This window comes from Bradyrhizobium sp. 35 (genome assembly GCF_023073215.1).
Lineage (GTDB): Bacteria > Pseudomonadota > Alphaproteobacteria > Rhizobiales > Xanthobacteraceae > Bradyrhizobium > Bradyrhizobium canariense_D.
In genome coordinates this window covers 14,072-28,146 of the sequence record NZ_JADPJC010000005.1, presented here as the reverse complement: position 1 = coordinate 28,146, position 14,075 = coordinate 14,072, and the positions used below count along the sequence as shown (strand labels likewise).

The following is a 14,075-nucleotide window of genomic DNA, read 5'->3' as shown; positions in this document are numbered from 1 at the left end:
GTTGCGTTAGTGCTCAGCCATTCCGACTCAGCATCAGCGACGGCTCGTCCCGATACGGCTCGACATTGCATAGGAAGAAGGTGTATCGCAGCTCGCCAATTCTCAGCGAGCGGTCGAAAAGCTTGAATCGTGCCTGGTGCGCCGAGCGTCGGGCCAGCATGACCACGACCCGGGCCGTCGCTGGCTCCGCTCGATCAGCGGCGACTTCACGCACCGCTAGTTTGGGCGGATGAGGTACCGCGCGCAAGCTGTGCGAGCTCCGTCTCGAGCGTAGGGTTGCGCTTGAACATGGCGTCAATCAGCGCTTGCGCCGGCTGCTCGGCCGCTTCCACCCACGTCGCCTTCTCCGCTCGTGCGGAGGGCGCGAAGACACGCTTGACGACCGTCGGCGACCCCCTCAGACCGCATTTGGCCATGTCATCCACGCCGGCAGTTTGAGCGCTCCATTTTACGACGGAGGCACGGGCCGCACGCAAGGCGTCGATCATTGCACCGCGGCGAATTTGATTGCTTGCCTCTAACATGCTGACGAGACAAGGAAGCTTGGAACGCAGCACTTGGACTCCTCCTTCGCAGCGCCGTTCCGCATCGATCGTGCGTGCTTTGAAGTCCAACGCTTTGATTGTTGAAACATACGTAAGCTGCTGGACCCCGAGCCTCTTTGCAATGCCAGGTCCCACCTGCGCCGTATCGCCGTCGATAGTCTGCTTGCCAGTGAATATGACGTCTGGTGGGCCATATTCCTTCCCGATATTGCGAATCGCGCACGCCAGAGCGTAACTCGTCGCCAGCGTATCAGAGCCTGCGAAACTACGATCGGTGAGCAGGACAGCACGATCGGCACCAAATGTCAGCGCCTTTCGGAGAGATTCTTCGGCCGACGGCGGCCCCATTGTCAGAACAGTGATTTCACCGCCGAACTTGTCTCGTAGCTCGAGCGCAGCTTCCAGTGCGAACAGATCATATGGGTTGATGATCGTCGGCACGCCCTGCCGCATGATCGTATTCGTGACAGGATGCACGCGGATTTGTGCGGAGTCGGGGACCTGTTTGATGCAGACGATGCTGTGCATATGCTTCTCCTAAGATGTTGAGCAGGCTCCCCACGAATAGCAACTGTCATACCACCCCAGGCACTTCGCCGATGAGCGATGAATGCAACGGCTGGCGATTGACGGCGAGACCGTTGGGACTGCGACGAGCTGCGTAAAGCGGGACGTGATCTCTCTCATCTGAGTCGCGCCATAAACGGCCCGGCCGCGATCTTGCGCTGGTTCGACACCTAATCATTTCTCATAGGGCGAATACATTGCAAGCAGACGATGACCAGCACGCGGCTGACGCGAAGATGGCTTACGCTCCCGGCATTGCCCCCCAAGCAGAGCACATCGGTTTCGTATCCGCTTCATGGACCAGAGTACCGCCTCTTGCGCACGCTCTCCTACCGCGCCCGGCGATCGAGAGAGACGCGAGCCGACTTTTTATTCAGAAGCGCTTGATCTCGATACCGTGCCTTCTCAAGGCATAGCCAATCTGGCGCGGCGTCAGTCCAAGCAAGCGCGCCGCCTTGGCCTGTACCCACCCGGACGTTTCCATCGCGGCGACTACGCGCTCGCGATCTGTGACCTTGGCGGCACCTATGTTGGGTCGGCCGGGTGGCTCTAGCGGCGTCAGTTCGCTACCGACCGGCTGAACGTGTGCCACAGCTTGTGTCGGCGGCATGCTCAGCCTCGCGGGAAGTGAGATTGTCGGGCTCGGCTGTCGTGCCACTTGCTCCAGCCCGCACTTCCATAGCGTGGCCGACAGGCATTGCCCGTGGCAGCAGGCAAAATCGTCTCTTACGATCGATGATCCGTGCGCCAGGGTCGCGGTCCGCTGCACACAGTTCTCCAGCTCACGGACATTACCGGGAAATCCGCAATTCATAAGAACGTCTATCGCACTTGACTCGAAGACCAGAGCACGGCCGTTCTCATTGTTGAAGTTCTTCAAGAATCGAGCGGCGAGAAGCGGAATATCAGTGCGTCTTTCGCGCAGCGGCGGCAGTAGCAGAGGAACCACGCTAATGCGATAATAGAGATCGGCACGAAACTCCTTCCTTGCCACCGCCTCTTCAAGATTCTTGTTCGTGGCAGCAATCACGCGGACGTCGACTTTGATCGTCTGATTGCCGCCCACCCGCTCGAACTCCTGCTCCTGAAGCACGCGCAGGAGTTTCGCCTGGAACGACGCCGAGATCTCGCCAATCTCATCCAGAAACAACGTTCCCTTGTCCGCGAGTTCGAAGCGACCCTTGCGCGCGTTGAATGCGCCCGTAAACGCCCCCTTCTCGTGACCGAACAATTCGGATTCCAGCACCGTCTCGGTGAGGGCTGCGCAATTCAGCTTGATAAAGGGGCGTTTGGCGCGCGCTGAACGCTCGTGAATAGCCTTCGCGACCAGCTCTTTGCCAGTGCCCGATTCGCCACGCAACAGAACGGTGCTATTCGATTTTGCGATCAGCTCGATCTTCTCAAGCATCGCGCGCAGCGCCGGACTGTCGCCGATAATTCCCTCGACTTGGACCTTCTTACGCTCCCGGCCATGAGGCTTGAGCTCGGACGAAGGCTGCGTCTGCAGCCGGAACTCCTCGTCCATAAGCCGCCCGCGGTCGCGCACAAAGGTGCAATGCAGCTTTGCCGTCTGGCCCAGAAGGCTTGCGACCATCGTCAGCAGGCGGAGGTCGTCCTCGAGCTGCGCATGCGTCCCGTTGTCTGCGATGCGGTCGATGCTCAGCGTACCCACAACTTTCTCGTCGATCTCTATGGGAACGCCGATGAAGGCAACACACGTATTACGGGCGGCGTCTAGCATCATCTCGACTTCCGAAAAACTGAAGATCGAATGCAGCGCTACGTTCTCGACGATGAGCGGCCGCCCCGTCGCCACAATTTGATCAATTGCTCCTTGCGGCAAGCGCCCCCCGCAATGCGCGTCGCGCCCTTCGCTCCGGCCGTCGTCTACGATGATCTCGGGCAGCCCGTCATGTTCGAACAGACATACGATGCCGCGCCGCATCTGCACGAGCGATGGCAGCCGCTCGATGACGCTCGCCAGCTTGGCTTCGAGCCGGGATAGGCCAGTGAGCGTGTGCGCTATTTCAAAGATCGTGCTTAGCGATTTCTCTTGCGACGGCAGAATAGAAGCGGAAGGCTCCGCGCCGGAGGTTGAGTTTGGTGTTTCGCTCAGGGAAACGCTGTCCAGCATAGTGACTTCTCCGTTCCTTTCTTGATCCTCCCCATCACCTCGATCGGACTTGTTAGACTCGTGTTGCATGCCTGCCTCGATCTGACATCCAATTCTCAGGCCGGGGGCGAGAGATGACGGCTCTTCATGGCACGCCGGCAGCACTTACAGTGACTAGATTTTGCGCTTATTCTTTCCAACTCGCTGCGCGGATTCGCCCGGCCAACATGGCTTCGATCGATGAAGCTGAGTTAGTCGGGTTCGCCAGGAACGGATTCACTCACAAGTGTTGCCCGCCATTGATCGGCACTTCGGCACCCGTGACATAACTTGCCGCATCTGAACATAGGAAGAAAATGACCTTGGCGACCTCTTCGGGTGTACCCACCCGGCGTAGTGGGATCTTTGGCACAAGATGCGCTTCCGTATCAGGCGACAAAATGTCCGTCTTGATTTCGCCGGGCGCGATCGCATTGACGCGAATGCCATGTGAGGCGTAGTCGTGCGCCATTTCGCGCGTGAGACAAGCGAGCGCAGCTTTCGACGTGGCATATGCCGTGCCTGCAAATGGATGCACCCGTCGAAGTCACATTGACGATCGAGCCTGATGCCGCTTTTAGCTCATCGAACAGACCTTGAGCGAGCAGGATCGGCGCCACCAGATTGAGGTGGAACACGCTCACCCAGGTATCGACTGAGGTCGCCAGCGACGTGAGCCGGGCACCGTTTGGCGTTTTTGGCGAGTTTCCGGCATTGTTTATCAGTCCCTGCAGCGGTGCGCCGGCAAGGCGCTCCTTTATCTGGGCAAGCACGCGCGGTAGCGTCCGATGATCGCTCAGGTCGACTTCGATATAGCTATCCCCCTCTGAGTCCCATGGGCAGCGCACCGCGTCGAATGGTTGGCGCGCGCAAGAAATGATGCGCCAACCGGCTTCCGAAAACAATCTTCCCGTGGCGCGACCGATACCGCGCGATGCCCCGGTCAATACCAGCGTCTTCCGCTCACGCAGCGGACGGCCCGCTCCATCGGCGTGAATTGGACCACGAGGGTCCGTTTCCGACGATTTAGCTGCGACCGCGTTGTCATCTGGTAGACCTAGATTCACACGCGACTCCCTTCCGCTCCCCTCGCCCGTGCACCTGGTGCAGGATCCGGGCCAGAGCGAAGCAGGGCACAGGTGGCGCGCTTTTACGACGCAAATGGCAGGTTCCGAACATCTGGCCTGTTTGCTTTGCGACACCGGCAGCGCCGCAGCAATGGATGTCGTCGAGCTCCCGGGTGCTGCCCACTGCGTGCGCTACGCTTCGAGCCAGAGGCTGGGGTTTCCATGGCGAGCTGACTGCGTCACCACTCCACGAGTGGTCTGTGGGTCATGCGCGCTAGACGAGATAGATTAGCTGCGGGCGGAGATCAGGATTTAATGGCCGGTTCGTCCAAGTTGCTCTCGGCCTGGTTACGCGCGGCCGCACATACGGCTCTTGAGCAATACCGATGGGCCGCCGGCCGCGCGGTTCATCACACCTCCGTCCGAAAGGACTCCGCGAGCGGAGCATGAACAAAGGCCGTCGTCCAGAAAACGAAAGCCCTGCCCAGCAAAGGCGATCCATCTACCGGACGCGCCTCCTTGCTGCTGGGACATTCTGTCGTGACTGTCTGTTACGTCAGATTTCCTCGGCGACCCGGACCGCCATTGCCGTGCTTTTCACCGTCTGGCCAGCGACGGCGGACTTGGCTGGAGGATGACAGAACTGTAAGCTTTCCGCGCGACTCGACTTGCACCGGAGGGCCCGAAGTGTTGCCGGGCAAGACCGCCGGCCCTCGCTGGCATCCGCCTTACGCTTCTCAGGCGTTCGCCCTCCCACCGCACCGCATCCATGGTAGTGCGCCGGTCAGCCGTCGCTTGCGGGACGGAAGTCGCCATCCAACGTTCCTGCGACACGTTGCGAAACTCGACCGTGTCGAAGCAAGCAGTATCAGACGATGATCTAGCCCGTCATTGTTCAGGCCCACATTCTGGCGCTTCAGGAAGCCGCGAAATGCTCGTATGGATTATCGATCAGGGTCAAGCGCTCCGGATTGCTCTGGTCGAATTCAATAATCCGTGGCACGAGCAGACGGGCATAGCGCGTGAAGGCGCTGGTGGGGGGAAAGCGGATCACGGTAGCGCACCGCGCAAGAAGATACATGTCGATGAGAGCGGAAGCTCCACCTTCAATTCCCATTTCCGCACTATGCAACGGCCCTGCCCGATCGGCCTGGAAACGTTTTGGTACGGCGAAGACATCGGGAAACAGACCCGATAGGCGATCGAGCACCTGTGCACTGTCCGTGCACAGGAAGACCTTTACAGGCTTTGGATATGGCAAAGCCTTGGCTTTACGGATTGCCATGCAAACCTGACGAAGGGCGAGCTCCGAATCGGCCCAGTACGGCGCATGCTCCATGATATCTTCGCCATTGCCGTGCCGAACATGAACGCCAATGATGCTATGGCCGCTAAAATGTTCCTCATACAAGGCGTCGATCCGCGCTTGCATCTCAGACCTGAGCTTGATGTTCCGAAAGATCAGTCGTTCGGCTGCCTCGCCACAACGCCACATTAGGCAGGCGTCACAGACAATGGTGTTGGCTTCGTTATCTTCTCTCGCCTGGAACAGCTCGGTCAGTTCGTCACGTTCTCGGAAGATCTGCTCATCCGGACGATTGATGCAGTCGATCGACGGCCTATTCCACCACCGCGGGAAGAACGGTCCGGGAAACGAGAGCTGGTTGATCCGGTCATCGCAAATCACCGGTACCCCAGCGATGTCCTCAACCGGCTCGAAGAACACCGGAAAGGCGTTGCTGAACGGTCGGTCGATGTAGCAGGAACCGCGCCAGTCAACGACGAGCGTCCGCCCGGTCCGCTGCGCGTACGACCAGGCCGACGCCAATGACCAGAGGCAGTCACCGAAGCCGGTACGCCTCCGAGAAATAACAAAGCGTTCCTTGGTCAAGTTATCAAACCCTTCTCGTTGTGCAAGATCAGCTTTGTGTGGCGCACCTAGCATCTGCGATTCCGATCCACGCCAGTGGACGGCTGGTCACCGGGACGCAAGGCGATCAACCCGCAACCCTCCTCCACGGCACCGCGCTTGGGAGGTCATGCGAGAGGCCTCCAAAGAGCCCTCTTCCGCATTGCTCACCTTTTGCAATCACGCAGTCGGTGACGGATGCAGCCGTATACGGCGGAGATCCCAGAGCCCACGCAGTTCGTTCACGAGAGCTTCTCGCCTAGTCCTGTCAGAGGTGACCCTGGCGAGAAGATCGGCAAGAACAGCTTCCTTCTCAATTTGCATCAGCATGTCGAACAGGTCATGCGAGACGCGCACGCTCTCCTGGCTGGAGTGACCCATGCGGATCTCGCAGACTGTCTCCTGGCGTTCTCGGCCCGCATGAGCGCGAACCCGGTAAAGAGATACATGGGGCGGCAGTGATACAGCGAGTGCAGTCCAGCTTTCGAGCGTTGTCGCCCGCTTTTTGACGAGGAATGAACCGATTACAAGGCCATCCAGCTCGGTTGACAAAAACGCCGTAATCGCATCGGCAACGGAATCTACGATCGGTTCGGCATTGTTGTTGAACGACGTGTTAAGCAAAATCGGGACGCCTGTCCGGCTCTTGAACGCATTGATGAGTTCCCAATAGGCGGCATTGTTCGTGCGGGAAACCGTCTGCAGCCGAGCCGTACCATCGATATGCGTGATCGCGCCCAGCAAAGCACGCTTGGATTCCCGCACGCGAACGACGAAATTCATGAAGGGGTATTCTGCGCGACCATCCGGCAACTCAAAGAACGCGCCCGCATCCTCCTCCAGAACTGATGGTGCAAATGGTCGATAACTCTCGCGCTTCTTGACCATCGCATTGATCCGGTCCTTGTTCGCCGCGGGCCTCGGGTCCGCAAGAATACTACGGTTGCCGAGCGCACGAGGGCCGAACTCCGATCGGCCCTGCACCCACCCGATCACGGCGCCATCAACCATCCACTCGGCTGCTCTGGTTGCGACGTCAGCGGTCCGTTCAAACTCGAGGTGTCCGGCCCATCCCTTTAGTTCCTTTTCGATGCTATCGTCGCTGCCGACATCTGGCCCCCAATAAACCGCCTGTAGCCGCTCGCGGGGCGCAGGCTGCCCGGCCTCGTTCGACACCATCAGCGCCGCGCCCAATGCGCATCCGGCGTCATGCGCAGCCGGCTGCACGAAGATGTCTTCGAACAGGCCTGAATACAGGAGTTTTCCGTTCAGCGTGCAGTTATGGGCCACCCCGCCAGCCAGGCACAACCGTTTCATTCCGGTCGACTCACGGTAATGCCGCAGAATGTGAAACACGATCCGCTCCAGCGCCTCCTGCAACGATGCGCTCACATCTCGATGCTGTTGGGTGAACGGCATTCCCTTTCGCCGGACCTCGATATTGTGCAGCAATGCTGGGCCGATACGTTCGAGGTGAACGCGGTAGCCACCGTTTGCGCAGAGCTCATAGAATTGGGAAAAGAGCTCGCGATAGCGTGCGGGATCTCCGTAAGGAGCCAGTCCCATAACCTTATACTCGTCGAACAGGCCGTAGCCGAGATATCGGATCGTCTCCAGATAGAACAGTCCGAGAGAGTTATTCTCTGGAAATGTCATAAGCTCGGTCATTTCGCTGCCTGACCCGACAGCCAAGAGACCCGACAGGAAGTCGCCACAACCGTCGATCGCGAGGACCAGGCTATCTTCAAAACCCGACATCGCCAGAGCGCTCACGGCGTGGGCCTGATGGTGGCCTACGAATGACACCCGGGAAGGATCAACTTGGGTACCGAACTCCGAGGCTAGAAGGTGCCGTAGCAGCAGATTCGCATCTAGGGGAATTGAGATTTCCGGTTGTGAGATGAACAACCGTTCGAGCATTGCATTGCAATAGGCTTCAGTAGCGTAGAACGCAATACGATCGACGTCGCGAAGCTCCACACCCGCGGCTGCAAGACAGTATTCGATCGCACTGCTCGGCAGCTTGTTTGAATGTTTGATCCGGTTGAGGCGCTCCTCTTCCACGGCAGCGATCACGCGCCCGTCCTTGACAAGTACCGCGGCGCCGTCGTGCAGAAACGTGCCCGGTAGCCCAAGGGGGTTTTCATAGACCCTGTCGAGGCCGCCACTCAATCCTAGACACAGCATCTTGTTCTCCGTTAATCCTGAGAGGCCTGTTGGCCTATTTCGTATCGCTTGCTTTGGAAGTAGGCCGCGCGAGGCCGATCAGGCATCGCTAGCTGACCAGACGCATGTAAGCGTCGCACGCGATTGGAAGTTCGCTAAGCCCGATATCTCATCTCGCACACGCGATGCTTCGCTTTAGATCTTATTCCTCTCACCGCATCAGGCGCTGCCGAAGGAGCACAGCCGAGACGAGGAAGGGGACTGCTGCGTAGATGCAAAGTGCGCCCACATGCAATCCGACGCTGTCAACCGGTCGACCAAGCATTGTTGGACGAATGAGATCGACCGAATGACTCAGCGGCAATAAGGCTGCGATGCGCTGAAATGAACCGGGCAACTGGCTCATTGGGAAGATCGTCCCGCTTAAATACATCATGGGCGTAAGAATAAGCGACTGGTAGAAGATGAAATAGTCGTGGCTCGGTGCAAGCGCCGAAACGACCATTGCGAGGCTCGCGAAAGTAACGCCAGTGAGGGCGATGGCTGGTAACGCATAGGGGATGGATGACCACTCTGCGTAACCCAGCGCGACGGCCACAATCGTGATCGCGGTCCCGGCGAGCAAGGCCTTGCTCGCTGCCCATGCCACTTCACCGAGGACAATGTCGCCGAGCGTAAGGGGCGTACAGAGCACTGCCTCCCAGGTGCAATTTGTCTGCATGCGAGCGTAAGCCGCATAGATCGTTTCGAAGGTTGCGGAGACCATCGCGCTTGTGGCAACCATTCCAGCCGCCAGAAACGAGATATATGAGGTGCCCTCAACACCACCTATGATCATTCCAAGGCCAAAACCGAGACCGAACAGAGAGCTCATCGGCTCGGCCAGATTCCCAAGAACCGATGCCAGAGCAACTTTCCGCCAAACCAGAAAATTGCGGCGCCATACCGCCATCCAGTTCCACGGATTAGCAGGGAGCGCCGGCGCAAAACGTTGCCACATCGTTCAGTCCTTTATCTCTCGCCCGGTTAGCCGCAAGAACACATCCTCCAGATTTGGAGGACGCTGCAGAAAGCGCAGATCCGTGCGGTTGACAAGCCGGAGGCGCACCTGCTCTGGATCCGTGACATAGCAGAACAGCGTCTCCCCGCTCACCTCAGCGCGCTGCACTTGGGGTCTAACCAGCGGCAGCAGTTCGTGCGGGTTACCGCCGTAAATCTCGATCACTTGGCAGCCGATCTGCTGCTCGATCAGCGCGCGAGGCTGACCTTCGGCGATCTTACGGCCGTGCTCGAGCACGCACAGGCGGTCGCACAATCGCTCCGCCTCTTCCATGAAGTGGGTGGTGAGAAGGATCGTTTTGCCGCGCCCTAATAACGAGCGCAAGCGTTCCCAAATCAGGTGACGGCCGTGCGGATCGAGGCCGGTCGTCGGCTCATCAAGGACCAAGAGCTGCGGATCGTTAATGAGGGCCCGTGCCAACGTCAGGCGTCGCTTCATGCCGCCCGACAGTTCGGCGACTCGCGCGTCCGCCTTGTTCTCCAGGCGTGCGAATTCGAGCAGTGACGGCGTGACCGCTTCCACCTCAGCCGCGCTCATGGCGAAGTAGCGCCCGAAAACGAGCAAGTTTTCGCGCACCGTGAGCTGAAGATCAAGGTTATCGAACTGTGGGACAACCCCGATCCCCCGGCGCGCCAAGCGCGCCCGCGCCGGCACTGGCTCGCCGAGCACGCATATCTTACCTGCGTCGGGCGATGCAACACCCAGGATCAAACGCGCAAGCGTGCTTTTACCCGCGCCGTTTGGTCCCAGCAGACCGAAGCACTCTCCCGGCGAGACCGTAAACGAAAGAGCGTCCACGACGGCCCTGTCGTCGTAGAACTTGCTCACCTGGAAAAGGTCGACTGCCGCGGTTGACATTTGCTTACGCCATCGCGACGGACGTTGTTCCCGCCGCTTCCCCGCTTGCGCGCTTTTTTGTCCAAAGCAGGCCGTCACACCATACGTGATCGACGCGTCCCCACTGGCACGCGGCGGCAGCATCCGGGAAAAAGCCGCGTCCATGCAGATTGGCGCTGGTATTGCAAAGCAGCGGAATGGCTGTGAGCTTCTCGTATTCGACGAGAAGCTCGGCCACTTCATGCTGAGAGGTTCTAGAAACGGTTTGTAGACGAGCAGATCCATCGAGATGCACAACGGCGGGAATTTTGTCCCGCCATTCTGGTCGCGTCTGGTGATCGAACAGCATGTACGGATCAGGTATTCCAGGGCTAAAAATCTCCGCGGCACGATCCTCCAGGCATATCGGCGCTACCGGCCTGAAATGCTCACGAAGTTTGATGTCGTTGAGATGATCTTTCATTCCTTCCCAGCTCGCAGCCGCGAGAATGCTTCTGCCACCCAAGGCTCGCGGCCCGAGCTCGGCACGCCCGGCAAGGAAGACCACGGGCTTGTCGCAAGCGAGGATTGCCGCAAGTTGGCCCATAGTGCAGGGCGCGCCCTCCCATTCGGGCGGGACTTCGCTGGGACGCACGGCCGGTCCGCTGTAGACCGACCATTCCAGAGCTCTAAAGCCTTGCTGTGCCGCCAATGCAGAGCAAGCAGCACCAATGGCTGAGCCGCTGTCGTTCGGAAAAGGCGGCACCCACACGAAATCGAACAGGCCTGTCGCACGAAATGCACTATTCCACTTAATATTCAGGCCACAGCCGCCGGCTATGCAGAGGTTACGCGCCCCCGCAAGATTCGAATGCCGCTCCACCACATCAGCAATGGTGCGAACCAGCAGACGCTCTAGAAACACGTGAAATGACGCAAGGACGTCTTGGGCCTGTTTTTCCTTCAATCGCATTGCGCACGCATCGAAGAAGTCGTGCAGAGCTTCAAGTGGCGATTGTGAGCTGTTGATCGCTTCAAGCTCAGGACAAGCGCCCTCAGCATCCGTGGCAAAGTGCGCCTCATAAAGTTCATGAAACGTCTTAATACAGTCCTCGTCGGGCGATCCCAGTGCGATATAGGCCATCAGCTTGCCGGCAATACCGAGATCCCAGCTGGTCCGGTCTGCCCGCCTGTAAGGTCCAAAGTGGTGTCCTGCCGTCGCATAGGCGTGACCTATTATCGGAAACAGGCACTCGATGAACCGGATGCCGTGGGGCTCTACATAGTAGAGGCGCGGAAACATGCAGCCGTCCCACACCAAGCAGAAAGCAGATTGTCCGGATTTGGCAAACGAGCTGGCGCAGTATGCGGATGCTACGTGCCCGGTAACATGGGGATAGCTTTGATAGGGATATAGCTTCCCATCAAGCATGAGGCCGATCCGATCGCGGGACGTCAGGGGGCTATCGCCTTGCCGTTCGACATACGGCGCGCCCTTGAGCTTGATGGTCGTCGTCCCACTAAGGACTTCAAACTGTGACTCGAACTCTCCATCCCAGCCATCAATGACGAACTGATCAACATCGCTCGGATCCAGCCCGTGCTCCGCCAAGGCGTCAACAACGGCATCCAGGTTGTCGATGGTTTGATAACGCGGATTGTTGTTCAGCTTCTCCTGTTCGACACAAAACACCACCCGGCCGTCCTCGATCAGAGCGACTGCCCCGTCGTGCGTCAACTTGATACCGCAGATGCGCATAGTAGGTCCTTTCAAGCTCGGCCGTTAGAACAAATCGAAGATCGCTCCGGATTGCGAAAGCGGACCAACAAGCAGTCTTCGTCAGCCGACTGCCCCTGGCACTGCACGCGTTCGACCTCAATGAGCGCTTCAGCCAACATCGTGATGACTGTCTCGGCGCCAGCGACATGCCCCCATCGCCTGCAGGTGGCATCACGTGCAGATCCGAAGACCAGGTGCCCACCTGGAGCAAGCATCTTCACCAGCTTGTCGATTGCGGTACGCATCCGTGTCATGTCTTCGAGATAGTAGAGAACTTCGGCGACCACGATCAGATCGAACAGCTCTTCGGTCGAGAACTGCAGAATATCGGTCGCCGCCCAGCTGATATGCGACCACCTCTTGGTCCGCTGGACCGCTCGACCGATCGCTCGCGGCATAACATCGATGACCGTGAGCCGTTTGCAGTGAGGAGCAAGCTTCTCTGTGAATGCACCGGCCGCGCACCCGATCTCGAGGCCGGTTGAGACGGCGCCGTTCGACAGCGATAGTCGTAGCAATTGGGTGTGACGCTCACGTTCGAACGGATTGTCGTCAAGCCGCCACGGGTCATCGTTGGTCAGCTCCCGTTGCAACGATTGATATGTCTTGTCCACGCTCACCACTAAATCCCCTACAAAGCTGTCAGTCAGTCGCGGCGGCAATGCCATCAGACGCGATCAGCTGCGAGGAAGCGCGCGAAAGACCTGCCCCGCGAATTGAGCCTGGCGCTTCCGATCCCGGGTTAAGGCTTGGTCCATTTGTCGCGTCTTCGATCGAGGCCTTCGACTCATCGACGTCTGATGATTTCGCTACTTTGCGCGAGAGCCAGTCGCTGTTGCTCAAGGTACAGAGCGCATAGGCTTTCATCGGGAGCAGGAGGAAGATGTTGATAGGCGTGTGCAGCGAGAAGCCGATAAATCGAAGCTCGCCGGCACGAAGGGCCGCCACGCTGCATCGAACCATGGTCATCGCGACGATGGTCAGACCGGTCCACCAGGGCACGGTGCCGGTGAGCGCGAGCTGAGCGAGCGCGGCAATCGATGAGATGGCGAGCAGCAGCGGCCCGAGGTTCTGTCCGAGCACGTCGAGCGTAAGGTACCGGTCCAGGCCGGGCAACAGGTGCAAACCCAGCAGCGTATCGCGGTAAGTGCTCCGCGCCCAGCGGAGCTGTTGCCGCAGATAGGGCAAGAGCCTGTCCGGGACCACCGTGGCGGCGATGGCGTCCGGAACGTACTCGGTTCGAAACCCTGCCTTGAGCATGAGGATCGTCAGATGGCGGTCCTCACCGAAGTCGCTCGGCTTTCCTCGGAAGAACTGCGTCTCGTACTGGTCCAGCAGCAACAGCAGCGCGGAGCGGCGGTACATGGCACACGGCCCGCAGCAGCACATGACGGCACCAAAGCGCGTCTGAGCCGCGCGCTCCTCGTTGCAAGCCAACCAGTACTCCATGTCGATCAATCGGGTCAGCCAGCTGTCGTTCCGGTTGCTGGCCATCAATTGCCCCATGGCCGCGCCGACGGCTGGATCCTGCATCTTGCGTACGAGTTTGCTGACCACGTCGCTGGCGATTTCCGTATCGGAATCGACGTTGAGCACGAGATCGCCGAACGACCGGCGTATCGCTGCGATCTGCGCCTTACGCTTTCCAACGTTACTTGGCAGCAGAATGACGGTGAACCTCGGGTCATACGCGTAGCTCCCATGGACCGGGGCCACTGCAGCGACATTTGCAGAGCCGTCATCGACCACATACACCTGCAATCGCCCTGGGTAATCCTGGCTTGCGAGAGATTTCAGGCAGGCCGCCAGCGTGCGCGGATCCTCGTTAAAGCAGGGCACGATGATATCCACGCTGGGCAGAGCTGCGCTCTCGACGAGGTCGTACGGCGGCAGTGAGGCGTCGGTTCGCAGCGCATAAAGCGCCTGCGCGGTCTTATGGACGCTGGAGAGCAACGCGTAGGAGGCAACAGCAGCGGTGCTGATGGTGGCAAGCAGGCTCATGTGATTTGATCT

9 protein-coding genes and 1 pseudogene are annotated in these 14,075 nt (G+C 59.0%); all 10 read right to left on the bottom strand.

All coding sequences use genetic code 11. The features are described from left to right. Positions 1-206: 206 nt before the first annotated feature. The 10 genes and pseudogenes from IVB36_RS00355 to nodC all read right to left on the bottom strand — a co-directional run bounded on the left by IVB36_RS00355 (position 207) and on the right by nodC (position 14,063). The gene (locus IVB36_RS00355) at positions 207-1,073 is read right to left on the bottom strand and encodes an electron transfer flavoprotein subunit beta/FixA family protein (RefSeq protein ID WP_247289257.1); all 867 of its coding nucleotides are present in this window, start codon (positions 1,071-1,073) and stop codon (positions 207-209) included. Positions 1,074-1,485: 412 nt separating this feature from the next. Continuing rightward, the gene (gene nifA, locus IVB36_RS00350; RefSeq protein ID WP_247390158.1) at positions 1,486-3,246 is read right to left on the bottom strand and encodes a nif-specific transcriptional activator NifA; all 1,761 of its coding nucleotides are present in this window, start codon (positions 3,244-3,246) and stop codon (positions 1,486-1,488) included. A 259-nt stretch (positions 3,247-3,505) separates the two neighbouring features. Further along, positions 3,506-4,262: pseudogene (locus IVB36_RS00345) on the bottom strand (SDR family oxidoreductase). A gap of 985 nt (positions 4,263-5,247) precedes the next feature. Further along, the gene (locus tag IVB36_RS00340) at positions 5,248-6,222 is read right to left on the bottom strand and encodes a nodulation protein NodZ (RefSeq protein WP_247390156.1); all 975 of its coding nucleotides are present in this window, start codon (positions 6,220-6,222) and stop codon (positions 5,248-5,250) included. A 198-nt stretch (positions 6,223-6,420) separates the two neighbouring features. Next, the gene (locus tag IVB36_RS00335) at positions 6,421-8,427 is read right to left on the bottom strand and encodes a carbamoyltransferase (RefSeq protein ID WP_247390154.1); all 2,007 of its coding nucleotides are present in this window, start codon (positions 8,425-8,427) and stop codon (positions 6,421-6,423) included. Between the two features lie 190 nt (positions 8,428-8,617). Next, positions 8,618-9,406, bottom strand: a complete 789-nt coding sequence (locus tag IVB36_RS00330; protein WP_026232959.1) for an ABC transporter permease — start codon at positions 9,404-9,406, stop codon at positions 8,618-8,620. A 3-nt stretch (positions 9,407-9,409) separates the two neighbouring features. Then, positions 9,410-10,324, bottom strand: coding sequence for a nodulation factor ABC transporter ATP-binding protein NodI (gene nodI / locus IVB36_RS00325; RefSeq protein ID WP_247390152.1), 915 nt, complete (start codon positions 10,322-10,324; stop codon positions 9,410-9,412). A gap of 4 nt (positions 10,325-10,328) precedes the next feature. Then, positions 10,329-12,041: a nodulation protein NodU gene (gene nodU / locus IVB36_RS00320; protein WP_247390150.1), complete on the bottom strand. Its 1,713-nt coding sequence runs from the start codon at positions 12,039-12,041 to the stop codon at positions 10,329-10,331. Between the two features lie 11 nt (positions 12,042-12,052). Then, positions 12,053-12,682 (bottom strand): nodulation methyltransferase NodS, encoded by a 630-nt coding sequence (nodS, locus tag IVB36_RS00315; protein WP_018455477.1) that lies wholly within the window; start codon positions 12,680-12,682, stop codon positions 12,053-12,055. Positions 12,683-12,704: 22 nt separating this feature from the next. Further along, positions 12,705-14,063, bottom strand: a complete 1,359-nt coding sequence (gene nodC / locus IVB36_RS00310) for a chitooligosaccharide synthase NodC (protein WP_018455476.1) — start codon at positions 14,061-14,063, stop codon at positions 12,705-12,707. Between the last annotated feature and the right edge of the window lie 12 nt (positions 14,064-14,075).